This window comes from Verrucomicrobiia bacterium (genome assembly GCA_036268055.1).
Lineage (GTDB): Bacteria > Verrucomicrobiota > Verrucomicrobiia > Limisphaerales > Pedosphaeraceae > DATAUW01.
The window spans coordinates 100,899-127,203 of the sequence record DATAUW010000017.1; the positions used below are offsets into that span (position 1 = coordinate 100,899).

Genomic DNA, 26,305 nt, shown 5'->3' on the forward strand with positions numbered 1-26,305 from the left:
GCCATCCTCGGCGGCGGTGTATGATGCGCCAAGGGAAAGGCCCTATCACTCGACGGTCACGGCCGGGAGAAATTAGCGCCTCAACAAATCGCCGACGTCCACGCTGACATCGGGGAAGGCCAGCACAGTGGCTTTGCCGCCAGCACGCAAAATAGTTTTGCTGCCGTAGCCGGTGAAATTGGGTTCGCGATAAATTTCAACGACGGATTCGATTAGATTTATAATCCAGACTTCATTGATGCCGGCGCGGCCATACAAGGGAAGTTTCGTGCTGCGATCAAAATTGAGTGAGCTATCCGCGACTTCGACGATCAAAAAAACTTCGCTGGGAGTGGGATCGCTGGTGGTATAGTAGTTTAGCGAAGGTTAAAGTAATGCAATATCCGGCTCAGGTTCGGAGTATTCATCCAAACGAATCGAATTTTGAGGCCAAACCAGCCAGCGGTCACTCGATAGCTTCATGAACAAGTGAGCCATTCTGGCAACGATACCGCGATGAAATTGGCCTATTGGTGACATATCAATGATTTCTCCCTCAATCAATTCGACTCGCGCCTCTGGCGACAAGACGCCTATTTCCGCCATGCGGTGGTAATTCGTCACGCTGAAACGATGTGTCGTTTGCGCTAACATAGAAAACATCCTAGCCAATCACTCCGGCATCTTCAAACCAATCTTATCCGCCGCTTGGGCAACATCTTTGTCGCCGCGGCCGGAGAGGTTGACGATGATCAAATTGTCGGGACGCATCTTTGGCGCGCGCGCGATGACTTCGGCAACGGCGTGGGAGGATTCGAGCGCGGGAATGATGCCTTCGAGTCGCGCCAATTTTTGAAAAGCTTCGAGCGCTTTGGCGTCGGTGGCGTAAGTGTATTCAACGCGGTTGGCATCGCGCAGCCAGGCGTGTTCAGGGCCGACGGCGGCGTAATCCAAGCCGGCGGAAACGCTGTGGGTGAGTTGGATTTGGCCGTTTTCATCCTGCAAAATATACGAGCGCGTGCCTTGAAGGACGCCGAGCGAACCCCCTTGAAATCTGGCCGCGTGTTTTTCCGGTTGGATACCGAGGCCGCCCGCCTCCACGCCAACCATTTTAACGGAAGCGTCGTCGAGGAACGGATAGAAAAGGCCGATGGCATTCGAGCCGCCACCGACGCACGCGATGAGCAAGTCCGGCAAGCGCTCTTCCTGTTCGAGGATTTGCCGGCGTGCTTCGTCGCCGATGACGCGCTGAAAATTTCGCACCATCACCGGATAGGGATGCGCGCCATACGCCGTGCCGAGAATGTAATGCGTCGAGCGCACATTCGTAACCCAGTCGCGCATGGCTTCGTTGACGGCTTCCTTTAAAGTTTTTTGCCCGGCCTTCACTGAGACGACTTCCGCGCCGAGCATTTTCATGCGATAGACATTGAGCGATTGACGCTGGCAATCCACTTCGCCCATGTAGATGACGCACTTCAAGCCGAACATGGCGCTAACGGTCGCGGTGGCCACGCCATGCTGGCCTGCGCCGGTCTCGGCGATGATGCGGGTTTTGCCCATGCGCTTGGCCAAAAGGATTTGGCCCATAGCGTTGTTGATCTTGTGCGCGCCGGTATGCAGCAAGTCTTCGCGCTTGAGATAAATTTTCGCGCCGCCGAGTTCGCGCGTGAGGCGTTCGGCAAAGTAGAGCGGGGTGGGGCGTCCGCAAAATTCGCGCAGGTAATATTGCAATTCGCGCTGGAATTCCGGGTCATGCTGCGAGCGAAAATATTCCTGCTCCAACTCCTGGAGTGGATGCATCAAAGTCTCGGGCACGTAACGCCCGCCGTAAGGACCGAAATGTCCCTGGGCGTCGGGCACTGTCGAACTGGCTATGGCACTCATGCGGGCAATGTAGCAGAAACCCATGTTAGGCGCGAGTAATTTGCCAATCGGTTTTGGCCTATGGACAAACGCGGGCTTCGCGTGAAGAATCCTGACGTCGTTATTTATGAGCCAAGCCAATGCCATTGCTGAGTTTGAAAATAAAATGCGCGCAGCCCGCGTGAGCGAGGCGGCCATTCGCGCGTTTCGCCACAGCTACGAAAATCTTGCCGCGGGCAAAACCGGATTGCTGCCCGAATCAGAAATCGAACCCGTCGCGAGTTTGCCGAGTTTTGAAAAATTGGATTCCACTTCTTCGGATGGTGCGTTGCTCGCGCAAGTGGTGGTTTTGAAACTGAACGGCGGCCTGGGCACGGGCATGGGTTTGGAGAAAGCCAAGTCGCTGTTGCGCATCAAAGACGACCTGACATTTCTGGATTTCATCGCGCGGCAGATTTTACATTTGCGCGAGAAACACAAATCGCCGTTGCGCTTTTTGTTGATGAACAGTTTCAGCACGAGCCGGGACACGCTGGATTTTTTGAAGAAATATCCCGCGCTGGGCGAGTCCGCGCAGCTTGAGTTGATGCAGAGCGCGGTGCCGAAGGTGGATGCGCAATCGCTTCGCCCGATTGTCTGGCCGAGGCATCCTGAAATGGAATGGTGTCCGCCGGGGCATGGGGATTTGTATCCGTCGCTGCTCGGTTCGGGGTTGCTGGAGCAACTGCTCGGCGTGGGCGTGAAATATTTGTTCGTTTCCAATTCCGATAATCTCGGCGCGAGTTTGGATTTAAAGCTGCTGAATTATTTCGCGACGAGCGATCAGGATTTTCTCATGGAAGTGTGCGAACGCACGGCGTCGGACCGCAAGGGCGGGCATCTGGCGCAACGCGGCGGGAAATTGCTTTTGCGCGAATCCGCGCAATGTCCGGAAGCAGATGCGGCATCGTTCCAGGACATCGGGAGGCATCGGTTTTTCAACACGAACAATCTTTGGGTGCGGCTCGACCGGCTCAAGAAATTACTCGATGTCAGCGGCGGTTTTATTCCGCTGCCGATCATCAAGAATGCGAAGACGGTGGACCCGCGCGACAAGACTTCGCCGAAAGTTTTTCAACTGGAAACGGCGATGGGCGCGGCGATTGAATGTTTCGAGCGGACGGGAGCCATTGTCGTGCCGCGCACGCGATTTGCGCCGGTGAAGACCACCGCAGATCTGCTGGCATTGCGGTCGGATGCTTATGAAATCACGGAAGACTGGCGTTTGGTGCTCTCGCCGAGTTGCAATGGTGTGCCGCCGACGATTGATCTGGATGACAATTATAAGATGGTGGATCAGTTGGATGCCGCGCTCGTGGAGGGCGTGCCGTCCCTGAAACACTGCCAAAAATTGACAATACGGGGCGGGTTCAAGTTCAGTTCGCAGAATGTTTTTAGCGGCGAAGTTGCGTTAAATAATGCCACAACGGCGCGCGTGGTGGTTTCGGCCGAAAACACCGCGACTTGACGTAACATTTCGCCTAGTGCCAAATGGGCCGGTTCCATTTCACATACTAGAAAGAATAGGCAAGCAAAGCACATGAGCGAATTTAAATTTCCGTGCCCGAAATGCGGGCAGAACATCCTCTGCGACGCCAGCAACGCAGGCATGCAAATCGCCTGCCCGGCCTGTCAGACAACTTTAACCGTTCCACCGCCACCGCCACCGCCGCCCGCCGCGCCCGGCAAACTTTCCATCAATAAGGCGGTGCATCACAAACCCGCGGCCACTCCTCCTGCCGGTGGGGCTTCCGCGCCGCAGCAACCGGCGGCATGGGGCACAAAACCGCCGCCGCAAAAAAAGAAGCGGAAATTTAATTTTGGACCGGCGCTGGGGTCAATCTTCGCATTGGCGGTCGCGGGGGCGATTGCGTGGTTCGCTTTCGGCGCGCCTTATTTCAAGGCGCAGGCCGAGAAGAAAAAACAAGCGGATGCAGAAGCGGCAGCACAGGCGAAAGCCCAGGAAGAAGCCCAACGATTGGCCGCCGAGGAAGCCGCGCGGCCCAAGGCGGTCTGGAAATTAAATCTGGCGGAAGCGGTCATTCCCGATGCGCCAGCGAAGGGCAAACTGCACGGGGTGGATTTCAAGGCGGAGATGGTTTTGTTTCAGAATGATTTTCTGACGCTGCGGCAGGACTCGGGGCTGGCGCGGCAGTTCGTCATTTCAGTTCCACTCAAATCGGGTGAGATGCTGCCGGGAAAATCGCTTGAAGTTTATTCGACGAACACTATTTCACAACCGCGAATCGGGTTGAATTGGAAATCGGATTCGGGGCAGCCCCCGGGCGCGCAAACCTTCACGAAGGGATATGCGATGAAATTGGAATTCGGCACGGCGACGCCGGATGGAAGCATTCCTGGCAAAATTTATCTCGCATTGCCGGACACGGAACAAAGTTTTGTCGCGGGAACTTTTGAAATCGGATCGAAGAAGGCCGCGGGCCAGCCGGGCGCGGCGGCGGCGCCGGGTGAGCCGCCGAGACGGCGCAAACGGGATAGCTGAGTTTGAAACGGCGGCGTGCGAAATCAGCAGCCGCTCTTTTTTTTGCAGGCGCCGAGCTTCTTTAGCTCTTCGCAACTGCCGGTGATCTGCAAGCGCTGGGTCTTGATGGAGAAACCGAGGCGGCGGGTGATTTCGCCTTCAAGTTTTTCGATCTTGTCGCTCTCGAATTCCACGATTTTTTCACAATCGTTGCAGATGATGTGATTGTGGTTGGGATGCTCGGCGTAGTTGGGATCGTAAAATTTATAGTCCTTGCCGAAATCCATTTCGCGCACGAGTCCGCTCTCGGTGAGCAGGGGCAGGGTGCGATAGACGGTGGCGCGGGAAACCGATTTGTCCTTGCGCCGTGACCATTCGAGAAGTTGTTCCGCTGTGAAATGTTCTTCGGTGCCGAAAACGGTGTCCACGATCGCCTGCCGCTGTGAAGTGATGCGGAGATGCTTATGCGCGAGGAAGTGCATGAACTTCTCCTTGGCGGCATTTTTGACGGCAACTGACATCCAGTCAGTATAAAACAGCGGTGCGGCAAGTCAACGGTTTCGCCGGGCGTGAAGTCGTGTCTGGAGATGTTCTTTTTGACGCAGAGGCGCGGAGGCGCAGAGAGGAGAAGAAATCAGCCACGGGTTAAATACTGAAAGACTTTTTCAAATCGTGTTTAAACCGTGTCCATCCGTGGTTTTTCCCGGTGGCCGTCCGCAAGGACCGTCAAAAAATGGGGTTGGAATTTTATGGATGTGCCAGCAAGTTAGGATGCGTGAATATTGAGATCATTAATACGGGGAGTGAGTTGATGCTGGGGTTTGTTTTGAACACGCATCAGCAGTGGCTTTGCCGGAAGCTTTCTGACGCGGGTTATGATGTCACGCGGCAGGTGGCGATTGCGGACACGGGCAGGGCGATTCAACAGGCGGTGCGTGAAGCTTTGGGACGCGCGGATTTTGCGATTGTAACGGGCGGACTGGGGCCGACTTCGGATGATATCACGCGGGATTTAATCGCGGAATTGCTCGGTAAAAAGTTGCAGCTTGATGCGGATATTCTCACAAAACTGGAAAATTTTTTCGCGGAGCGCAAACGTCCGATGCCCGCAAACACCAAAGTGCAGGCACAAGTTCCCGAGGGCGCGATCGTGCTGCCGAATGCGCATGGCACGGCGCCGGGGCTGGCAATGGAGATCAGCCCGAATCCATTTCGCGCTGACGGCAAGGCGAGCTGGTTGGTGATGCTGCCGGGGCCGCCGCGCGAGTTGCGGCCAATGTTCACAGACCAAGCGCTGCCGTTGCTGCGCGAGAAACTTCCGCTGAGCGATATTTTTGTTTGCCGCACGTTGCGCACAACGGGCATGGGGGAATCGTTTGTTGAAGAAAAAATTGCGGACGCGCTCAAGCCGCTGATGGTAGACGGACTTGGGTTGGGTTATTGCGCGCATCACGGGGCGGTGGATGTGCGGCTCGTGGCGCGGGGCACGAATGCGAATACGATGGTGAGCGATGGCGAAGCCATCATTCGCGAGAAACTGGATGCGCATGTTTTCGGCACGGGCGACGAGGAACTCAGCGATGTGGTCGTGCGCCTGTTGACGGAGCGGAAGGAGACGCTGGTGCTAGCGGAATCGTGCACGGGCGGGTATGTGGCGAATCGCATCACGGACGTGCCGGGCGCGTCGGCGGTTTTTTTATGCGGACTGGTGACTTATTCAAACGAGGCGAAGCGTCAACTGCTCGGCGTGAAGGCGGAGACGCTGGCGAAGCATGGGGCGGTGAGCCAGGAAACGGCGCGCGAAATGGCGGAGGGCGCGCGGATGCGTTATATGGCGGACTACGCGATTTCGATCACGGGCATCGCGGGGCCGTCCGGCGGGACGACGGAAAAACCGGTGGGAACGGTCTTCATGGCGCTGGCGATGAACCACCATTCCTTTTCGATGAAAGCGATCAATCGGTACGATCGGCCGACATTCAAAGATATTACGTGCCGGCAGGCGCTGGAATTGTTGCGTCGTGCGTTGCTGGCAGCGGCGGTGAAGAAATAAAAAACCCGCGAGCTTGCGCTGGCGGGCTGGAAAATATCGGGGCGCGACTATTCGCCGTTGTTGCCGATGGCTTCGACGGGGCAGCCTTCCATGGCCTCCTTGCAACGGGCTTCTTCTTCCGGTGTGCCAGGCTGCTTATAGACGTAGGAATATCCGCCGTCATCGCTGCGGGTGAAATTGTCCGGGGCCGTTTCGCGGCACAGGTCACAATCAATGCACTGATTATCCACGTAAAATTTACCGGCTACGTTTTCTGCGTATCTGTTTGCCATGTCTGCCATAGGGTTAAATATATGCTACCGGTGGAGCGAAATATCAAGAGCATTTATCTGCATTTCATCGCGGCTTCTTTTCTTTACGCGAAAAGATAATCTATCTTATCATGGGCTTGCCGCAATTCCCGCGGCTCCCCTGCCATGCGTAAAACGAAAATCATCGCCACTCTCGGGCCGGCCACTGATTCACCCGAAATGCTCGGGCGGCTCATTGATTCGGGCCTTAATATTTTTCGGTTGAACATGTCTCATGCGCCGCACGACTGGACGCGTCGCGTGGTGAAGGATATTCGCGCCGAGGCCGCCAAGCGTGGCGTCACGGTCGGCATTTTGATGGACACCCAGGGGCCGGCGATCCGCACGGGAGATTTGCCCGCGACGATCCGCCTGAAAGTGGGCGACCGATTCACCTTCACCGTGCGCGGCGCGAAAAGTTCGGCGGCGTATTCGACGAGCGTGAATTATCCCGAGTTCATTGACGACATCACGGAAGGCAACACCGTGCTCGTGGACAACGGCGCGATGCACATGAAGGTGCTTAAGAAGGCGGGTGACGAGGTGGAATGCGAAGTCCTGACGGAAGGCGATCTTGGCAGCCGCCGACACATCAATTTGCCAGGTGTGAAGGTGAGTTTGCCGGCGCTGACGGAAAAAGATCTGGCCGACATCGAGCTGGGGATGGAATTGGGCGTGGATTTTATCGCGTTGTCGTTCGTGCGCGCGGCGCGGGACATCCGGGAATTGAAAAAGCTGGTGACGCGGGAAAATCGGCGTCGCCCATTGATCGTGGCGAAGATCGAGGACCAGCAAGCCGTTAAAAATATCGAGGCGATCATTCACGACGCGGATGCGATCATGGTGGCGCGCGGGGATTTGGGTATTGAAGTGCCGTACGAAGAATTGCCGATCATTCAGCGGCGCATCGTGAAGATATGTTTGCGCATCGGGCGTCCAGTGATCGTGGCGACGCACATGCTCGAGAGCATGATCCACTCACCGGTGCCGACGCGCGCCGAGGTGACGGATGTGGCGAATGCGGTGTTCGAGCAGGCGGATGCGATCATGTTGAGCGGCGAAACCACAGTGGGAAAATATCCGTTGAAATGCATGGAAGTGTTCGACCGCATCGCGCAACGAATCGAGCAGAGTGGCGGCGCGAATTATTGGGAGAACGCGGACCTGACGGACCCGCGCGAAAAGATGGCCAAGAGCGCGGTGGTGATGGCGAATGAATTGCGCGCGCAGGCGATTATTTCGATGATCCGCGGCGGGAGCATGACGCGTTATCTGTCGTGGTTGCGGCCAAAATATTCGCTGATCTACGCGCTGGGGCCGCGGCAGGACATCGCGGAACAACTGACGCTGAACTGGGCGGTGACGCCGGTGGTGATTCCGTTCGATCCGTTTGATTTGGACGGGAATATCGAATTGGCGTTGAAGACTTTGGTTGAGAAAAAAATGTTGAAGCCGGGAAATAATGTGGTGGTGGTGAGTTCCATTCAGGCGACGAATCAGATTGTGGATGCGGTGCAGATGCGGACGGTGTGATGACCGTCTCGCCATGACTTGATTTCGAGAGTGTCCTCCACTCTACACATATTTAAGAAACGGTTGAAAATCGTTTCTCGGTCACGCGCCGAGTTTTCTCCTGGTTGAAGTTGGAGGTCAATGAGAAGTGGTGGGCGAGAGCGTGAGTGCTGGTTACAGATGGGGAATTCTTTCGTCCCTGCGGGACTTGGTTTACGAGGGCCTAAACCCAGCCATAAATGGCTGGGCAAATTTCTGCCGTCCCTGGCGGGACTGCGGCGGAGCGGCAACTCCGCCCTGCTACCTATACTTGCGAAATTTACGCGCCGGGATTTATTTTGGGCGGGAGGGGGCGCATGACTTCGGCTTTGCGGGCTTCGGCGAGGATGCTCAGGCTGCTGGTCAAGGCCCATAAAATCGCAAACACAAAGAGGGCAATGCCGACGAGCGGCCAGCGCATGTGAATCCAGAGTTGGCGCAGATTTTCTGTGGGGTCTTCCGCGTCCGACATGTTGGCCATGTGCGCGAAGCCCCATTTGATCGCGGGGACGCCGCCTATGAGCGTGAGTGCGAATCCCGCCGCCGTGACCACAATCTGGAGGTAACCGACTTTGCGTCCGGCGAGGATCGTGCCGAAGCCGGGCATCGCGAGGTTGGTCGTGAGGCAACCCCAAGCGGTTTCGCGGCTAGGCGGCCGGCGCGGGCCGAGGGCCAAAGAGAGCTTCATAGGCATACATTAGCACGGCCGTGGCGAAAGGGAGGTTCAACAGGAGAATAATTTCGGCGGCGCCCTGAAGCTTCAAGAACGCGGGCGTCTTCGAAGCTTCCTCCACGACTTTTTGAAAGTCCGTCATGGCGGCCATGAATTTTGTGTAATCAATCACGCCGGGGCCGATGATGGCCTGGAATTTGACGTAGAGCGAAAGCCACAATTTGAGATAGAGAAAGGTTTCAAAAAGAATATAGGGCGCGAATGCGACGAGGGTGAGGATGAAAACCTTGAACCAAACGCGGGTAACGACGCGGCGGCTGAGTTGCATGGCGGTCCAAAATTCGAGCCGCTTGTCAATCACTAGCGGCAGCGCAAATATCCATGCGATTTTCAAATAGATGTAGGGCAGGACGCAGGCAAAGTAGCCGAGCCCGCTGATGAACATGGTCAGGAAACCAGTGAGGAGCAACTGCACGAACGGCACGCCGAAGCCGCTGAAGATTTCGGTGACGCGCGCCGGTTGTCCGCGAAGGCACTTGAGAAAAAGCATGTACAGGCCGCCGTAAAACACGCCTTCAATAATGATATAAATAAAATCCACGCCGGGCGGTGCGTAGCGCAACAGGCCAATCAGCCAGATCAAAAAAGTGCCGGTAAAGAGCGTGCCGAAATTATTGCCGAGCAATGAAACGCCGCGGCGCAGGCATTCGCCGATGTTTAAATTCGGTTCGAGCGCGAGGACGGGGGTGTTGGGATCGTTGGAATAGTTCGGTGAAATTCTGGGCGGCGCGGAACCGACGACGCCGGCTCCGGCAAATTCGGGGAAGGCGGCGAGCGGTTTCCATTCGCTGGTGCCTTCGAGCTTGGCGAGCGTGCGGCCATCGGCGCGGCCAGCCTGGATCCATTCACGGATTTCGTCGGCGGTGGAGGGGCCGTATTCCTTTTGGTCGGCTCCGATGATGATGAACATACTCACAAGGGAGCGAGCCAGTTGAACGGCGCGGCGGGAATATTTCGCAGGACGGTGAAGAGCACGGTGATGGCGATCAGAAGTTTTAACATGAGCGGTGAAAGGATGAGGCGCGGCAATGGCTCGTATTTCAGCCAGCGTTTTGCGGATAGGAACAGATAAGCGGCGATGATCGGCATGGCGAGCACGAACAGGAGATTGTCGTGCATAGCGGTGAGCAGATGACCATGCAGAAGTGCGAACGCGGCGCGGGAGGAACCGCAGCCGGGGCAAAAAATTCCCGTGGTCACGTAGAGCGAGCAGCGGGGATAGAAACTATTTTGCGACGGGTTGAAATAAAACAGCACCCCTGCCACGGCGAGCGCGGGAAATGCGAGCGCGAGCCACCACCACGAACGGGACGGTGATGGCGCGGGCGCGATAATGGGCGGGGCTTCCATGAATTAACTGAAGTAAGCGCGGACTTCGGATTTGTTGAGGACGACGAGCGCCCAGATGCCGAGCGGCAAGCCCACGCAGCAGCACGGCGAGATGCAGGGGATCATGGCGATGATGCTTGCGATCACGCAGAAGGTGTGGTTCTCAAGCTTTTTCATTTTCAACGCGCCGAAAAAAATGAAGATCGCGATCGCGATTCCCAGAATGGAAAAAAAAATGCCCACCGTGCCGCTGGTGGATTGCATCATGCGCATCCACTGTTGGGCTTCCGGCGGCATGTTGTTGAAGTTATTGAAATTGTTGAATCCATTCATGGGAAAACCGACTGCGTTGGCAAAGATACGGCAGAGGGCGGCGAAGGCGCCGAGAATGGCGGTGACCATCAGGCCGATGGCGGGGCCGCTGACTTCGCTCAGGGCGACGGCGCGACCGGCATCGTTCGGCAGGCCGGCGCCGAATGAAGGCGGTGAGGGCGGCGTGGACAGCGGCGGCACGGGCGGGGAGGAAGATAATGGCGGCGGCGTGGCGTTGCCGGGAAAGCTGGTGGCGAATTCGGGAAAGGTGGAGATGGGTCTCCAATTGGTTTCGCCGATGGCCTGGGCCTGGGTTTGCGCATTGACGCGGCCTTCGGAAATCCACTGGCGCAACTGCTCGGCGGTTACCGGGCCGTACTCAACTTGATTCGCTCCAATTATTTTATACATGGTGGTCGTGTCTGAAGTTCCTGTGAACCTTTTAAGTCAACTGGCGGAGGAATGCAAGTTATCGTGGCGAGGTTAAACTGCGGAGGTCCTTGCGGACGGCCACGGGGAGAAAGAACTGCGGATGGGATGGCGCTTTGGAGTTGAATTTTTTTTGACGCAGAGGCGCAGAGACGCAGAGAGGAATTGGAAATAAATTTTTGGAAAAGAGGGACTGCAAAAAAACGGGCGGACTTTTTAGGTCCGCCCGTCTGGTGAAGTTGTTCGATTTTCGAGGCGCGATTAGTCCTGCTTGGATTCGTCGGCGGCGTCGAAGGCGTGTTGGAGCGCGACGAGGTCTTCGCCGGGTTTCAACGCGTCGAGAACGGCCTGCTCGGCCTGGAGTTGTTCCGGCGAGTAGGTCGCGGCTTTGATGGAGAGACCGATGCGGCGATCCGACTTGTCAATCTTGATGACGCGCGCGGTGACTTCCTGGCCGACCTTGAGCACGTTCTTGATTTTCTCGATGCGCTCTTCGCTGACTTGCGAGATGTGCACGAGGCCGTCAATTTCATGCTGCAATCCGATGAACGCACCGAAGCTTGCGAGCTTGGTGACGTTGCCGGTGACGAGGTCGCCGACTTTGTAGTACTGATCAATGTTGCTCCAGGGATCCACGCTGAGTTGCTTGATGCCGACGGCGATGCGCTGGTTGGACTTGTCAATTTCGAGCACAACCGCCTCGACTTCGTCGCCCTTTTTGAGGACTTCGGAAGGATGGTTGATTTTGCGCGTCCAGGAGATGTCCGAGACGTGGATCATGCCGTCCAGGCCTTCTTCCAGTTCGATGAAAGCGCCGTAGCTGGTGAGGTTGCGAATCTTGCCTTTGACCTTAGTTCCGGGAGGATATTTCTCCATGGCTTTGTCCCACGGATTGGTCTCGAGCTGGCGGACGCCGAGGGAGATTTTCTGCTCCTCGCGGTTGATGCCGAGCACGACGGCTTCGAGTTCCTGCTCCGGCTTGAGGACATCGCTCGGTTTGGCGATGCGCTTGGTCCAGGAAAGTTCGGTGACGTGCACGAGGCCTTCGACGCCGGGTTCGAGTTCCACAAACGCGCCGTAGGGCACGAGGTTGACGACTTTGCCTTTGACCTTGGCGCCGATGGGGTACTTGGCTTCGATGGTGTCCCAGGGGTTGGCGAGCTTCTGCTTGAGGCCGAGGCTGACGCGCTCTTTTTCCTTGTTGATGTCGAGGACAACGACGTCGAGGTCCTGGCCGACTTTGAGGATTTCCGAGGGATGACCGATGCGGCCCCAGCTCATGTCGGTGATGTGGAGCAAGCCATCAATGCCATTGAGGTCAATGAATGCGCCGAAGTCGGTGATGTTCTTGACGGTGCCTTTGCGGATATCGCCCGGGGTCATTTCGCCGAGGAGTTTGGAGCGGCGATCGTTGCGTTCCTGCTCGATGAGTTCGCGGCGGGAAAGCACGATGTTCTGGCGTTCCTGGTTGATCTTGACGACTTTAAATTCGTAGGAATTACCGACGAACGCGGCGAGATTCTTGGTGGTGGTGACGTCAATCTGCGACGCGGGCAGGAAGGCCTCGACGCCGATGTTGACGAGCAGGCCGCCTTTGACCACGGCTTTGACTTTGCCCATGATGGTTCCGCCTTCATTGCAGATGGTGAGGATCTTGTCCCAGTTCTGCTTGAATTCGGCTTTTTCCTTGGAGAGGACGACCATGCCGTCCTTGTCTTCGAGCTTCTCGATGAGGACGTCAATTTCGTCGCCGATCTTCAGGGTTTTGACGTCGTCGAATTCATTGGCGGGGATGACACCTTCGCTTTTGTAGCCGATGTCCACGAGGACTTCCTTGGGACGGACTTCGATGATGGTGCCTTTGACAATTTCGCCAGCGGCAAAGCGCATTTCGCTTTGCTTCATGGCTTCTTCCATGGTGAGCATAATATGTACGTTGAACTAACAGAGGGAGGCTTGTGAGCGCGTGAGCGCTGGCGAAGACTCCATTGCCTAACTGACCAGACGTTGCGTGGCAACGGAGGTTGAGGGTTAGGTTACCGGTTAACTTTTTTTTCTCAGCCTATAATGAACAGCCGCAAAACGGCGTTCAGGCAAGGGGTAGAATAGCTTAAATGGGGCGGGATGCAAGGGGATTTTAGTGGGAAATAGGGGCCATGGATGGACGGGGATCAAACACAGATTGGGAAGAGGCTTTGGTGGCGCTCGATCGGGGTTTGACAATAGGCATCAAATTCTTTTTGGAACGATTCGCCTGCCTGTCCGGTACAAAAAATTTCGGATAGTCTTCCTGAATAGAGGCTTGGGTGGCATCGCGGGGGCTTCCTCTCAGGTCGGATGCCAGTTGCAACTCAGCTCTGGTTCTGTCAGAATCTCTTGAGTTAATGGTTGCTTCCAAGGTTGAAAAGCTGGTCGTGTAGCTTTGGTTCGCGAGGCTTGAATGCGTGCGGCAGCCGCAGAACAACGCGACGGACGTGATCATGGTAAACACGCACAGTTAGTCATACTTGTGAAAAATGGTTCTCGGATATTCCGTCCGCAACTGCCTCGGTATATGAAAAGACTATTGACCCGCCAAAGCATGTCAATATCAGGACTGCGCCCCTCCTGTCCTCTTTAATTTCCTCGAACGGTCCAATACTAGATAAGCAACTCTTTGAGCAACCGTATCGAGTGGAGCGTTTAGAGGCAACGACTCCATTTGTGGTAAATCGTCTTCCCACCCCTTGTCTGCACGAGATCGTCCCGGTGTTATGTAATATTTCCCACCTTTTTTATCTATTGTCCAAACCGATGTATTTTTCTCGAAAGCAGACCATGATTTAACTTTTGCATAGTTGAGCAATACTGGCTTTGAAAATGCCGCACGCGTGGGCGTCGGAACCACAGGATTTCCTTTGGCCATAATTTCCAGGATTGCGTTTTGCAAGGCTTGAGATTCTGCGGCAGGAACGACCTTAACCGGCTCGATATCAATGTAGAAACCGGCTTCGGTCTGAGCCACTGTTGGAAGGTAAACTATTTTGTTTCGCAGGTAGAGATGTAACAGCATAAAATCAATGAATTGGAGTTACAATGAGGTGAGCGCCCATAGTTTGAGTGTTTGTTTTTGGTGCCCTTTCATAATTGATATCCTCGATTCAATCTTTTCTGTTTAATTTTTCTAAGGCTGGCGCTTCAAGCAAAACTCATAATTTGGTGAGGCTGAGATGCAGGGAAATGGCGTTCCCTCCTTGAGAGGCCAAGCAGGCCAATAATCATAGCTTCCATATTTCTTTCCTCCTATATCAAAAGTGCGAGTCATCGGATCGTAAAACTGAAAAAAGTAAGTATCCGGCTTTAAGGCTATTTCGAAACTATTTGAAGAAGCGACCCATTTACCGCTTTCTTCAAATAATTTGTTGGTTCGTTCATAGGCTTGATGTGTATAGGTACCTTCCTCTCGAAATATCAAAACCTCTCTATACGGAGACGAGAGCCCTTCATACCGCCCAGGGATGCTTTTGGTCCAGGCTGGCGGAAATGTATTGCTCTTTGAGCAGCTAATTAACAGCGTTAGAGTCAAAATTAGCGTTCCTGAATAATTGAGTTTGGAGGGCATACGTTAATCAGTCTTGGTTTTTTTGAACCAAGCTGAATTTGTTTTGGCCGATAGTTTGACCGGGTCACTTTTGGCTCGCAACTTTAATTCTTCCCTTTTTCCAGCCCACTTTTCTGGTGAGAAGGAATGTGACTGGCGGGGGCGCCAGCCACTGCACGCGAGGGCGCGTGCGCTCCCCGGGACGGGAATGGACATTCGCTGCCGGGAGATGGGCGCTATTTCTAAAATATAGGGTGTGTGATGATCTCTATTTCCAGCATCCCTTCAGGATGCGAGTGGGAATGGGGTTGGGGTTCCGGGGGTATTCGTCGCGCGGCGCGCGCTCCTCGACCGCCCGGCTAATTTCCGTCAACCCTCCGGGTTGAGGAATGGAGATGCGGTGGAGTTAGGCTTCAGGCGGTTTCGTATGCTCGTGCAGCCGGCTTTGATGGAATACGTTTTATTGAATCTTGTAAGAAATGCTGCGCTGAAGCAAAGTGAGAGCGTAATATATAACCAAATGACAAACCTTATTGTCTCGAACACGCCCGGTTTTTATGTACAGACAACCTCACAGGCAGGCGGGGGTTTTACTGTTATCTGGTTATTACCGTATATATTCTTCGCTCTCTTGTTGGCGGGGGTCGTTTTTATAATAGTCTTGCTTAAAAGACTTTGGTCCAGAAACGATAGGAAGCAGTAATTTGGATTGATTCGACCCAATTAGCAGATGTTTCTATTTCGCCGGGGCGGTTAGGGTTAAGTAATTTTGCTCCGGAGACACCGAGTGGGCGATTGTGCTCGAGAACCCATTTGGCAATGAATAGCAACTGGCTAAGGCTTTCGTGGGCACATCTGTACACTACCCTCAAAAACGGTGAGGCCGAGATGTCGCTCGGCTGGATTACCTTTGTTGGTGTACGTATGCCCCACCGGCGGAGCGGCAGCTCCGCCCTGCTTTCCGTCTCATTGGCTTGTTCATACGCTGGTCTTTCTTTACCAGCTCCATCTTCCGTGCCCACTAAATCAGGGGAACCTCATGTCAATACCGGGACCGATTTTTTTATCTTTAACGTGCTACCACTATAGCCATATCGTCCGCGCAACGCTTTCGATACAGTTCATTGCTCAAACTTCCATGATGTCCGATGGTGATTCCAATGACCAGCGTAGATTGCCTCCACAATACTACCAAATCTATATCCCCGGGATCACCACTTACGCCACAGTAAGGTGGGCTATTGGAATATACGCTCCTGACGAATGCTGGCAACATACTTTCAAGGTTATTCGTATGTTTGGTAAGAAAAAAGGCCTGGGCCGGAGATCGAAGCGATTCCCATTGTGAAATTGGCGCAATTTCAAGAACTCTTTTCTCAAAACCAGCAGCATACGCACGGATTAATAGGTTGAAACTCGCAGCCCGGATGAGCACTAATACACCAATAACAAATACAAACGCCAAATATATGGCGAAAGGGTTTCGCGTAATTCTTCGCAATACTTTAGTTTTTTGTGCATACAACAACGAGATCACTGTCCCCGTGGCGATCACCGCGAAACCTGCAGCCTCAACGCCCACGAACGAAATCTTTGCCCAATGGCCCGCCCAATAGGCCAGAGACAACGTAAACCCCATACCAATGATGACCACGGAAATTAACAGGAAAATAAAGGTTTTCATCATTGATCGGAACTTTTTGAACCTTGCAATTCAGTCGTCAAGAGCCAGCTCTAATTTTTCTGAACCAAGCTAAATTCGTTTTGGCGGCAGTTTGACCGGGTCACTTTTGGCTCGCAACTTTAATTCTTCTCCTTTCCAGCCCACTTTTCGGATGGGAAGGAATGTGCTCAAGAAGTCCACCGGCGTCAAATCGGAATGTGGATATAGCAAAGCAATCGGCTTACGACATTTCTTTTTGTTTGCAGATGACACCTTTTCAGTCCGGCAAGAGGGCTATGATAAGTGGAGATAGTGGAGCGGTGAGGCGATGGTATGTGGCTTGGGTTGGACGCAGGTATTTTAATTTAATTCCAGGCGAGCGGGCTTGCTCGCTACGCTCGGATAGTTTTTTTGGCGTCGTCTTTCCCAAGGTAGCGCCGGAGGACGGCGCAACCATTGGGCTTTGTTGCCTGAACCTCGTTGAGGTTCCCCAGATGATGCAGAGCGGAGATCGGCTTTGTCGCGCGGCGCGGTAACTCAGCATTCGGCATTGCGCGTTCGCTTTGGTTAGTTACGGCTCACGGGTACGTTCGCCCTCCCGGAATTTAAGCTTTGGAGTATGGGTGTTATCTGCCGAAATTGAAGTGGGGGAAGACGACTTCGGCGGTGGTGATGATGAGGAAGATGACGCTGATGAGGGCGTTGAGCCGGAAGAAGGCGACGTTGATCCATTTGAGGCTGCGGCGTCGAACGAGCCAGTGTTCCAGAAGCAGGCTGACGAGGATGAGGAGCATTCCGATGATGTAGGCGATGCGGAAGCCCGATAGGAGGCCGAAGATCATGAGGAGTCCCCACATGAGCATGTGGGCGAGGAAGGCGGCGCTGAGGGCGTTGGCCGGGCCCCAGCGGACGACGAGGGAGCGCAGGCCCTGGCGGCGGTCGAAGTCGTAGTCTTGCAGGGCGTAGATGATGTCGAAGCCGATTAGCCAAAAGACGACGGCGGCGGCAAGGAGGATGGGCAGTACGGCGCTTTGTTCGCGCGGCCACCAGACGAATCCGCCTTTGACGGCGAGCCACGCACCGATTGGCGCGAGGGCGAGGGCGATGCCGAGGAAGACGTGGGTGAAGTCGGTGAAGCGTTTGGTGAGTGAATAAAAGCAAACGATGGCGAGGGCGACGGGCGAGAGGTAAAAGCAGATGCGGTTGATGAAAAAGCTGACGATGACGAGGCCGGCGCCGCTGAGGAGGCAAAGCATCCAGGCGCTGGCGAGGGAAATTTGGCCGGCGGGCAGGTGGCGGTTGGCGGTGCGGGGGTTGGCTTTGTCGAATTCGCGGTCGGCGATGCGATTAAAGGCCATGGCGCAGGTGCGGGCGCAGACCATGGCGGCGAGGATGAGGCAGAATTTTTTCCAGCCGGGCCAGCCGTGGGTGTCGCGGGCGGCGACGACCATTGAGGCAAGGGCGAAGGGGAGCGCGAAAACGGTGTGGGAGAATTTGACGAAGGAGGCCCACTTGACGATGAAGAAGCTCGAAGGCGTTGAGGGCAAGGTGGTTGTGGGTGAGGCGGGCATGGGAGGATTAGTCGCGTTCTTCCTGCCAGCGGGGGACGAGGGTTTGCGGGACGCCGAGGTGATCGAGGACGCGGGCGACGACGGTGTCCACGACGTGCGCGATTGTAGTGGGATTGTTGTAGAAATAGGGGTTGGCGGGGAGGAGAATGGCGCCGGCGAGGAGGAGGAGTTCGAAATTTTTTACGTGGACGAGACTGAGGGGGGCTTCGCGCGGGACGAGGATGAGTTTGCGGCGTTCTTTGAGCATGACGTCGGCGGCGCGCAGGAGGACGTCCTCACTGTAACCGTGCGCGATGCGGCCGAGCGTGCCCATGCTGCACGGGATGACAACCATGGCGTCGAAGGGATTGGAGCCGCTGGCGAAGGGGGCATTCATGCTTTTGAGGTTGTGAGTTTTCACGCCGGGCGCGAGGTGGAGTCCGCCGGGCAGTTCCTGGGTGATGACGGTTTGCGCGTAGTTGCTCATGACCACGTGGACTTCGTGTCCGCCGAGATTGTCGAGCAGGCGTTGAGCGTAAAGGGCGCCGCTCGCGCCGGTGAGGGCGACGAGGATTCTCACGAGCGGGCCTTTGGGCATGGGTTTTGCATCGGAATAATGATGGGGTTGAACGACGCGGGCGGCAAGTGGATTGACGGTCGTTGCAAAAAATTAGATTCAACTAACGCGCCAAAATTTCTTGTTTCAGCCGCGTTCTTTCGCGAGATTGAGGCGTGGCCTATCGCAGTTTATGGTTTTTGATTTTGCCGTTGCTTCTCGCCGGTTGCGCGACTGGCCAGCACGAATCTTCCGTGGACCTGAACTCCACACCGCAACCGGAAATGGCCGCTCCCGCGGCGCCTCCAACAGCGCAAAAAGCGATCATCGCGACTGTGCCCATCGCACCGCCGCCGACTAATCAGTTGACCAATCAACCCGCGCCGCCCGCCCATGCCGAAGCCTGGGTGCAGTTGGATCATTGGTGTCAGACGCGCGGCTACGTGGAATTTCGCCGCACCACGACGGCATCGAGTTATAATTATTCCTTCGCCTCGACGAACGCCGGGCTCAGCGGGACGATGGTCGTCACCATCGGCAGCCAGATCGCATCGTGGCGCGGGATGATTTTTCATCTTGGGTTTGCGCCGGTATTTTTCAATGGGCATCCCTTCGTGCATTCGCTCGATGTACGGAAAAATTTTCTGCCGTTGCTTGAATCACCGGTGCGCACGAAGGAAAATCCGGTGATCGTCATTGATCCCGGCCACGGCGGGACGGACTCCGGCGCCAAGAGCGTTTATAACGGTCATACGGAAAAAGAATATGTCTTGGATTGGGCGAAGCGGCTTCAGGCATTGCTCGTGACGAATGGCTGGACAGTCTATCTCACACGCACGAACGATACGTTTGTGCCGCTGACCAATCGCGTGGCGTTCGCCGATTTGCACAAGGCGGATTTTTTTCTGAGTTTGCATTTTAATTCCGTGTCACCCGATGAGCAGGCGGCGGGGTTGCAAACGTATTGCCTCACGCCTGAGGGTATGCCCTCGAACGAGACGCGCGGCTTCAAGGATGATTGGTCGCTCGTGTTTCCAAATAATCAGTTCGACACGGAAAATATCCAATACGCGGCGCGGCTGCATCGCGCGATGCTCAAGGTCAACGGTCACCTGGATCGCGGCGTGCAACGGGCGCGGTTCATCCGCGTGGTGCGGGAGCAGGAGTGCCCGGCGGTGTTGATGGAAGGCGGTTTTTTGTCGAACGAACGCGAAGCGCGGCGCATCGCGGACCCGGCATATCGGCAGCGCATCGCCGAGGCGCTGGCGGAAGGTTTGATGGAGGAAATGGGACAACACGACGTTATCACGAATGAACCAATGGCGGAAACGACGCCCGCGACCAATCATGCTGCAGCCGAAACAAATTCGCCCGTCGAACACGAAAAAACGAATCACCATCGCGGAGGAACGGAATGAAGCATGTCATCGTCACGGGCGGCGCGGGGTTCATCGGGTCGCATCTCGTGGAGCGTTTGCTGGCCGATGGCAAGGCCGTGGTGGTCATTGACGATTGTTCGACCGGCCAACTGGAAAATTTGCGGCAGGTGATGGAGCATCCACGGCTGCGCGTGATCCGAAGCAAGGTTTCTGAATGCGGTGAATTGCCGGAATTGCTCAAGAGTGCGGAATCTATTTTTCATCTGGCGGCGGCGGTCGGAGTGGAGCTGGTCGTCAATTCACCGATTCATGTTTTGCAAACCAATTTGCATGAGACGGAAGTGTTGCTCGCCGCGGCGGCGATAGAAAAAGTGCCGGTGTTGTTCACGTCCACTTCGGAAGTTTATGGAAAAAGCCAGAAGCCGGCCTTCACCGAAGAAGACGATTTGCTGATCGGGCCGCCGCACTTTGGCCGGTGGAGTTATGCGTGCTCGAAGTTGATGGATGAATTTCTCGCGCTGGCTTATATGCGCGAGCTGTCGCTGCCGGTAGTGATCGTACGGCTGTTCAATACGGTCGGTCCGCGGCAAACGGGTCGTCACGGCATGGTCTTGCCGCGATTCATCGCCGCCGCGAAAAGCGGTGAGCCGCTCAAGGTGTATGACGATGGGCGGCAGACGCGGTGCTTCTGTTACGTGCTGGACACGGTCGAAGCGCTGGTGCGGCTGCAAAATTGTCCGGCGGCGCGCGGCCAGGTGTTCAACGTCGGCGGCACGGAAGAAATCAGCATCGCGGATTTGGCGCGCGAGGTAGTGGACGTTTTGGGCTCCAAATCGCCCATCGAATTTGTTTCCTATCAAAAAGCGTACGCACCCGGTTTTGAAGATATGCGACGCCGCAAACCAGTGGTGGAAAAATTATTTCAAGCCACTGGGTTTCGGCCCGCAACGCGTTTGCAAGAAATCATTGCACTTGCGGCGCGGGAATAGAAATGAGCCAGGGCTTATCTCGATTGAGTATACAAGGGCATATAGCTAATTATCGGTAATGAATTACGGGAAACTGAGGGAATATACATTGCCGCAAGTACAAGAGTCGGACAAAACTTAAATCGTCGTCCCCACCGGTTTGGTTTCCATCACCCCGGCGATTTTCCAGCCGGAGCGTTCGTGCAGAAGGACGTATTGATAATGACGCGCCCGGCCGCCCCCGAGAACGGTGACGTTGACGAGGGCGCTGTCGCCGTTGTCGAGGATGACGCCAAATTGTGAGGCGGTGTTTCTGGCGATGAAAGGGAAGCCGGTCTTGACCATACGCTCAAAATCGGGGAGCGACATCTGTGTCCGCAGTGATGACGCAGCGAATTCAAAGGCCTTGGGATAATCGTCAGAGCGAAACGCGGCGAGTTGCGATTCGATCACGCGCTGGAGCTCCTGTTCGAGGTTGTCCTCGCTGATCTTGAAAGGACGCGCGGGCGTCGTGCGGTGGACTATCTGCGTGGTCTCGAGGCCATCGTTATTATAAGTGCGGGCGGAAAGGACGATGAAGACGAAGATCAGGCCGAGGCTGCAACCAAGGGTCACAACCATAATCCAGCGCACAAGTTTAAATGTGGATTTCATTCGGCATCGAATGTGGCCGGGTGCGTCAACCGCCTATCCCAGTTTTGACCCAATCGCCAGTATCTCACCCACAAGAGTAATCCAGACATCGGTGAAAGACCAGTGGCAAATTCCGCTTCTCTATCCGCGCGATCTATTTCATCATACGCGCACAATGAATTGGGCGAAGCTACGACAAATGCCCTGGCTAGATACGCGGGCGCACTTTGTTTCACGAATACCGCGTTCGGGAACACTTTTGGATATCGGCTCCTCGGATGGCGAGACGCTGCGGCACTTCGCGGAACTGCGGCCGGATTTGAAATTTTTTTCGACAGATCTCGAAGGCGCGCCGCAGAATTATCCGCCCGGCTGCGAATTTTTTCGCGGCGATATCCAGTCACAACCGCTGCCCTGGGCGGATGGTTCCATGTCGGGAATCACGTGCATGCACCTGGTTGAACATCTCACAGACTTGAGCTTGTTGATACGCGAGGCAAAACGGCTGCTGCGACCGGGAGGAATGATTTATTTCGAGACTCCGCACACGAAGACGGTATCGCTCCCCAGCCTCGTCGGAAAATACACGTTTGATTTCACGATGAATTTTTTTGATGACAAGACGCACACCAAACCGGTCGTGATCGAGGATTTGGCGGCGAAGTTGACCGGCGCGGGCTTGGAGGTGATCGGGTCGGGCACTTCGCGCAATCTGGTTTTTGCGGCGTCGCATCTCGTGTATCAATTTTTGCCCGCCAGCCGGAAGAAGTTCACCGCGCGCGCACATTGGATCGGATGGTCGGCGTACGTGATGGCGCGGAAAGTGGGTAGTGTGTGAAGTTTTAATGAAGTGTGGAGGCTAATAAAATTGACGGCTATTCCAGAAATAGCTGTCTCGGTTTGATCCGCGTTCAATCCTTGTTTCATCTGTGGCTAAAAATTCCTGTCCTCCTCCGCGCCTCGGCGTCTCCGCGGTTAATTAGCTTTTCCACTTGGAAAAAGTCATTCGGTTGGAGGATTGCCAAGGGTTGAACAGCACTTTACGATTTGGCCGCTCAACAAAAAAATTTAAATTTAAAAAAATGAAATTACCGAAATTGAATCGCGGACAGGTGCAACTGATTGCCAGCGGGGATTTGCGCCAATCGGCAAACAAGGTTTGCTGGCCCGCGCAGGCGGAAATGGAGCGCACATTGAAGGCGGCGCTGGCGGCGGAGGGTTGGCAGGTGGTTCGCGTGCATCCTTACAAAGCTTACGCGGGCCACGGCTTCATCAGTTCGCAACGCGAAGGCATGGAGGCGTTCAAGAACGTGGACCCGGATGCGCCGCTGATCGTGGCGGAGGCGGTGTGGCAATATTCCCATCATATCCTCGCGGGACTCACGACACATCGCGGGCCGATTTTGACGGTGGCGAATTGGTCGGGGCAATGGCCGGGGCTCGTGGGCATGTTAAATTTGAATGGCTCGCTCACGCGCGCGGGAGTGAAATATTCGACCTTGTGGAGCGAGAATTTTACCGACGAATATTTTCTCGGCAAGTTGCGCCAATGGCTTAAGACCGGCGAATGCTCGCACACCACCGAACACGTCACGCCGTTTGCAAAGGCAAAACTGGGCGGCACAGCGGCGCGCACCGGTCAAAAGCTCGCGGCGGAATTGCGCCAGGACAAGGCGATCATGGGCGTGTTCGACGAAGGTTGCATGGGCATGTTCAATGCGATGATTCCTGAGGAGTTGTTGCATCCTACGGGGGTGTTCAAGGAGCGTTTGAGCCAGTCGGCGCTTTATTTTGAGACGACGCAGGTGAGCGACGCGGAAGCGAAGGCGGTGCGCGGGTGGTTCAAGAAAAAGGGAATGAAATTCACGACCGGTCGCAATGACAAAACCGATTTGACCGAGGAACAAATTCTGGCGCAGTGCAAAATGTATATCGCGGCGATGCGCATCGCGGATGATTTTGGATGCGATTGCATCGGCATCCAATATCAGCAGGGACTGAAGGATTTGGCGCCGGCGAGTGATTTGGTGGAAGGGACGTTGAATAATGGCGACCGTCCGCCAGTGAAGTCGCGCGACGGCAAACGCGTTTTGTTCGCGGGCGAACCGTTGCCGCATTTCAACGAAGTGGATGAATGCGCGGGGTTGGACGGTTTGATGACGTATCGCGTGCAAAAGGCGCTCGGGCAGCCGGTGGAGAATACGTTACACGACGTGCGCTGGGGTGATTGGGATGCGTCGGGCACGGTGAAGGATTACGTGTGGGTGTTTGAAATCAGCGGTTCGGCGCCGCCGGCACATTTTATTGGCGGATGGAAAGGCGCGGAAGGTTTTCGCCAGCCGCCGATGTACTTTCCGAAAGGCGGGAGCACCTTGCGCGGCATCTCGAAGCCGGGCGAGATCGTGTGGTCACGCATTTATGTGACGCCGGGCGGGTTGAACATGGACATCGGTCGCGGCGGGGTGGTGACGTTGCCGCGCGAAGAGACCGAGCGCCGGTGGCAATCCACGACCTGGCAATGGCCGATCATGCACGCGGTGACTTACGGCGTGACGCGCGATCAATTCATGGCCAAGCATCAGGCGAATCACGTGCAGTTGGTTTACGGTACGGATGCCCGCAAAGCCGATGATTGTTTGGTGGCCAAAGCGGCGATGGCCGAGGCTATGGGAATTAAAGTCAATTTGTGTGGCACGCGCAAAGGTGGAAAAGCCTGGGCGTAACTCACAAGCAGTAAGTGACTTAAAAAATATTTGAACAGATACGTTCGCGTAGCGGTCTTATTAATAGAGCGTTGTTTATGAGGGTTGGTGAAAGGTCCGCGTCAAGTGATGCGGGCCTTTTTTTATTGTGGTTGGATGCCCATGTCAGGGTTGAATATCCGAATTTCTACGAAGACGAGCAGCACCACGATTGCGATCATAAATATATAACCCGGCCAGGTGAAATAGTCGGGCTTTTCCGGGCGCGGAAAATCGGGCAGAACTCCCGCATCCACGAGACGGTCGTATAAATGCGGATGTGTCTGGCGATTGGTTGCGTTGACTGCTGGAATCTGGTTAAAGCGATACAATTTTTCCAGCGCCTCGGCATACACACGATCGTGCGCCTGGTCAGTCGTGGCAATCTGGTCGGCGCGCCGTTCCATTTTTTGCGAGAGCGAACGGGAAAAACGCGCGATAAGAAACATCACGAGATAGGGGCCCAGCAAACCGGCGAAGCCAAAAGTCTTCATGCACGGCACGATAAAGACCAGCGGGAAAAAGGAAAACAAACCGAGCAACCGCCCGGCGAGCACCATTTTGGATTCGGAAAGGTGCGCCAGTTCATGCGCGCAAATTGCCGAGATTTCGTTGTCGGTGCAGATTTCCACCAACCGATCGCTGAAAATAAGGCGTCGGCCGGTTACGATGGCGAAGGCGTTAGCCGATACGCCATCAAGCTGTTCCACGGGTGGTGGCGGGGTATTCAATCGGCGCGAAGTTTCCTCGACAATCATGCGCAGCCTTTCACTCGCGGGTTTTAGGAAGTTGACCCATCTCAAGTAGCGCAGAGCCAAGCCGAATTGAACGGCCAGTTGAAGCACCAGATAACCTACAGCAATTGGCAGCATGTCCCAGCCAAATTCATCGGGCATCAGCAAAATTGCGGCAATCAGTAATCCCCAGATGATAAAACGCATTCCGTTGGCGATCGTTTGATGGCACCACAGCTTAAAATTGATTTGGGGATAAATTTCGCTCGCGGCGGCATAATTCCCGAGCAGCGCGCCGAAAAACGCCGCCACCGCCTCGCTAATTTGGATGGGTCTCACCACGGGAAAAAAGAGGAAGTAAATTAGTCCCACGAGAATCGGCACGAATACTAAAGCCCACCCCGCCGTGACGCGCATCGGCCAGAGCAATCTTGCGCGTTCCGTCCAATGCGCCGATGCCGCGCGTCTCCACGGAATCAGGCCCGTCCAATTCAAGATGAACATCAGGCCCAATCCGGCCACGAAATGGATGATGATTCCCACGCGCGATTTGTTAGCAGCTTATTGGCGGCAACGCAATGACGGCGGCGGTGGAAATATCCCGTTGAGGTAGCACCCGTATAATTATTATGGACATAAATAACCTGTTTGAATACGCTCTAGACATGGGGAGTCAGTGAACGGGGGAGTAATAACACATGGCCAAATTGATTATCAAAGCGAAGGAGAATGAACCGGAGCGAGTTATAGAACTCAAACCGGGCGTGAATCGCTTTGGCCGCAGTTCGCAGAATGACCAGATGTTTCCCTTCGCGGAAATTTCCGAGAAACACTGCGAAATTTTGCTCGATAACGACTTCGTTTTTGTCCGCGACCTCGATTCCTCCAACGGCACGTTCATTGACGGCGATGCCATCCGTGAATCCGCCTTATACGCCGGCCAAGTCTTGCAGATCGGCACGGTGGAGATGGTGCTTGATGCGCCGCAGATCCGCCTTGTGCTGCCGGAATTGCCGAAGCCGGAATCCATCGCCGTGCCCACGGCCACGCCATTGCCGGACGGTTATCCCGCGTGCCTTGGCCATGCGAATCGCCATGCGATTTGGGAATGCCCCCAATGCACGCGCGTTTTTTGCGATGAATGCATCCGCAAGCTGCGCCGGGTTGGTGGCGTGCAACTCAAGCTTTGCCCCTCGTGCAGCAACCCGCTGCGCTTCACCGCGTGGAGCGAAATGATGCGCAAAAAGAAAAAAGGTTTTTTCGTTTCGTTCGTCAGCAAACTCACCGACGGCATCAAGCGCACGACCAGCCGCCTCTCGCATCCGCCGCCGCCGCCACGTCCTTGAGCAAGCGAGCCTCTCCGAAAAAATCGCGAAACCGCGATGGAGCTTGCCAGTTTTTCAATTACATGGTTTCTAATCGGCGCGGTAAAAACCAA

24 protein-coding genes and 1 pseudogene are annotated in these 26,305 nt (G+C 55.1%); 9 read left to right on the forward strand and 16 right to left on the reverse strand.

The genetic code is table 11. The features are described from left to right. Nucleotides 1-72 precede the first annotated feature (72 nt). Nucleotides 73-642 (reverse strand): annotated as a pseudogene (locus VH413_10495) (Uma2 family endonuclease). A 9-nt stretch (nucleotides 643-651) separates the two neighbouring features. Further along, entirely contained in the window at nucleotides 652-1,866 is a 1,215-nt protein-coding gene (gene trpB, locus VH413_10500; protein ID HEX3799119.1) for a tryptophan synthase subunit beta, read from the reverse strand. Nucleotides 1,867-1,972: 106 nt separating this feature from the next. Between trpB and VH413_10505 the strand changes: the two genes are divergently transcribed. After that, nucleotides 1,973-3,352 (forward strand): UTP--glucose-1-phosphate uridylyltransferase, encoded by a 1,380-nt coding sequence (locus VH413_10505; protein HEX3799120.1) that lies wholly within the window; start codon nucleotides 1,973-1,975, stop codon nucleotides 3,350-3,352. A 72-nt stretch (nucleotides 3,353-3,424) separates the two neighbouring features. Continuing rightward, nucleotides 3,425-4,387: a hypothetical protein gene (locus VH413_10510; protein HEX3799121.1), complete on the forward strand. Its 963-nt coding sequence runs from the start codon at nucleotides 3,425-3,427 to the stop codon at nucleotides 4,385-4,387. 23 nt (nucleotides 4,388-4,410) lie between these two features. Here the strand turns inward: VH413_10510 and VH413_10515 are convergent, their stop codons facing one another. Then, a complete protein-coding gene (locus VH413_10515) occupies nucleotides 4,411-4,887 on the reverse strand; it encodes a transcriptional repressor (GenBank protein ID HEX3799122.1) in 477 nt (158 codons plus the stop codon). 254 nt (nucleotides 4,888-5,141) lie between these two features. Here VH413_10515 and VH413_10520 point away from each other — a divergent pair, with 254 nt between their 5' ends. Beyond that, a complete protein-coding gene (locus tag VH413_10520; GenBank protein ID HEX3799123.1) occupies nucleotides 5,142-6,419 on the forward strand; it encodes a competence/damage-inducible protein A in 1,278 nt (425 codons plus the stop codon). Nucleotides 6,420-6,466: 47 nt separating this feature from the next. Here the strand turns inward: VH413_10520 and VH413_10525 are convergent, their stop codons facing one another. After that, complete coding sequence (locus VH413_10525; protein ID HEX3799124.1) at nucleotides 6,467-6,700, reverse strand: ferredoxin; 234 nt, start codon at nucleotides 6,698-6,700, stop codon at nucleotides 6,467-6,469. Between the two features lie 135 nt (nucleotides 6,701-6,835). Between VH413_10525 and pyk the strand changes: the two genes are divergently transcribed. Continuing rightward, on the forward strand, nucleotides 6,836-8,242 hold the full coding sequence (pyk, locus tag VH413_10530; GenBank protein HEX3799125.1) for a pyruvate kinase: 1,407 nt from the start codon (nucleotides 6,836-6,838) through the stop codon (nucleotides 8,240-8,242). Between the two features lie 298 nt (nucleotides 8,243-8,540). On the opposite strand, the gene VH413_10535 is transcribed toward pyk, so the two are convergent. From VH413_10535 to VH413_10580, 10 genes are all read right to left on the reverse strand, one after another. Continuing rightward, a complete protein-coding gene (locus VH413_10535) occupies nucleotides 8,541-8,948 on the reverse strand; it encodes a hypothetical protein (GenBank protein HEX3799126.1) in 408 nt (135 codons plus the stop codon). Beyond that, nucleotides 8,908-9,903 carry a DUF4339 domain-containing protein gene (locus VH413_10540; protein ID HEX3799127.1) on the reverse strand — a complete coding sequence of 332 codons (996 nt, stop codon included), beginning with the start codon at nucleotides 9,901-9,903 and terminating at the stop codon, nucleotides 8,908-8,910. The genes VH413_10535 and VH413_10540 overlap by 41 nt, the downstream gene beginning before the upstream one ends. Nucleotides 9,904-9,905: 2 nt before the next feature. Further along, entirely contained in the window at nucleotides 9,906-10,343 is a 438-nt protein-coding gene (locus tag VH413_10545) for a DUF2752 domain-containing protein (GenBank protein ID HEX3799128.1), read from the reverse strand. A 3-nt stretch (nucleotides 10,344-10,346) separates the two neighbouring features. Continuing rightward, nucleotides 10,347-11,045 carry a DUF4339 domain-containing protein gene (locus VH413_10550; protein HEX3799129.1) on the reverse strand — a complete coding sequence of 233 codons (699 nt, stop codon included), beginning with the start codon at nucleotides 11,043-11,045 and terminating at the stop codon, nucleotides 10,347-10,349. A gap of 279 nt (nucleotides 11,046-11,324) precedes the next feature. Then, nucleotides 11,325-12,989: a 30S ribosomal protein S1 gene (locus tag VH413_10555; GenBank protein HEX3799130.1), complete on the reverse strand. Its 1,665-nt coding sequence runs from the start codon at nucleotides 12,987-12,989 to the stop codon at nucleotides 11,325-11,327. Between the two features lie 664 nt (nucleotides 12,990-13,653). Then, nucleotides 13,654-14,115, reverse strand: a complete 462-nt coding sequence (locus tag VH413_10560) for a hypothetical protein (protein ID HEX3799131.1) — start codon at nucleotides 14,113-14,115, stop codon at nucleotides 13,654-13,656. 111 nt (nucleotides 14,116-14,226) lie between these two features. Beyond that, the gene (locus VH413_10565; protein HEX3799132.1) at nucleotides 14,227-14,664 is read right to left on the reverse strand and encodes a hypothetical protein; all 438 of its coding nucleotides are present in this window, start codon (nucleotides 14,662-14,664) and stop codon (nucleotides 14,227-14,229) included. 1,048 nt (nucleotides 14,665-15,712) lie between these two features. Continuing rightward, nucleotides 15,713-16,330 carry a hypothetical protein gene (locus VH413_10570; GenBank protein HEX3799133.1) on the reverse strand — a complete coding sequence of 206 codons (618 nt, stop codon included), beginning with the start codon at nucleotides 16,328-16,330 and terminating at the stop codon, nucleotides 15,713-15,715. A 602-nt stretch (nucleotides 16,331-16,932) separates the two neighbouring features. Further along, entirely contained in the window at nucleotides 16,933-17,877 is a 945-nt protein-coding gene (locus VH413_10575; protein HEX3799134.1) for a UbiA-like polyprenyltransferase, read from the reverse strand. Nucleotides 17,878-17,884: 7 nt separating this feature from the next. Further along, nucleotides 17,885-18,454, reverse strand: a complete 570-nt coding sequence (locus VH413_10580; GenBank protein ID HEX3799135.1) for a UbiX family flavin prenyltransferase — start codon at nucleotides 18,452-18,454, stop codon at nucleotides 17,885-17,887. 134 nt (nucleotides 18,455-18,588) lie between these two features. Here VH413_10580 and VH413_10585 point away from each other — a divergent pair, with 134 nt between their 5' ends. Continuing rightward, nucleotides 18,589-19,830: an N-acetylmuramoyl-L-alanine amidase gene (locus VH413_10585; GenBank protein ID HEX3799136.1), complete on the forward strand. Its 1,242-nt coding sequence runs from the start codon at nucleotides 18,589-18,591 to the stop codon at nucleotides 19,828-19,830. Further along, nucleotides 19,827-20,780: an NAD-dependent epimerase/dehydratase family protein gene (locus VH413_10590; GenBank protein ID HEX3799137.1), complete on the forward strand. Its 954-nt coding sequence runs from the start codon at nucleotides 19,827-19,829 to the stop codon at nucleotides 20,778-20,780. The genes VH413_10585 and VH413_10590 overlap by 4 nt, the downstream gene beginning before the upstream one ends. A gap of 117 nt (nucleotides 20,781-20,897) precedes the next feature. Here VH413_10590 and VH413_10595 read toward each other — a convergent pair whose 3' ends face one another. After that, nucleotides 20,898-21,413 (reverse strand): DUF4864 domain-containing protein, encoded by a 516-nt coding sequence (locus tag VH413_10595; GenBank protein HEX3799138.1) that lies wholly within the window; start codon nucleotides 21,411-21,413, stop codon nucleotides 20,898-20,900. A 178-nt stretch (nucleotides 21,414-21,591) separates the two neighbouring features. Between VH413_10595 and VH413_10600 the strand changes: the two genes are divergently transcribed. Beyond that, nucleotides 21,592-22,230, forward strand: coding sequence for a methyltransferase domain-containing protein (locus tag VH413_10600; protein ID HEX3799139.1), 639 nt, complete (start codon nucleotides 21,592-21,594; stop codon nucleotides 22,228-22,230). Between the two features lie 244 nt (nucleotides 22,231-22,474). Beyond that, complete coding sequence (locus tag VH413_10605) at nucleotides 22,475-24,115, forward strand: L-fucose/L-arabinose isomerase family protein (protein ID HEX3799140.1); 1,641 nt, start codon at nucleotides 22,475-22,477, stop codon at nucleotides 24,113-24,115. Nucleotides 24,116-24,237: 122 nt separating this feature from the next. On the opposite strand, the gene VH413_10610 is transcribed toward VH413_10605, so the two are convergent. Further along, a complete protein-coding gene (locus VH413_10610) occupies nucleotides 24,238-25,410 on the reverse strand; it encodes a M48 family metalloprotease (GenBank protein HEX3799141.1) in 1,173 nt (390 codons plus the stop codon). A gap of 155 nt (nucleotides 25,411-25,565) precedes the next feature. Here VH413_10610 and VH413_10615 point away from each other — a divergent pair, with 155 nt between their 5' ends. After that, the gene (locus tag VH413_10615; protein ID HEX3799142.1) at nucleotides 25,566-26,213 is read left to right on the forward strand and encodes an FHA domain-containing protein; all 648 of its coding nucleotides are present in this window, start codon (nucleotides 25,566-25,568) and stop codon (nucleotides 26,211-26,213) included. The last annotated feature ends 92 nt before the right edge of the window (nucleotides 26,214-26,305 follow it).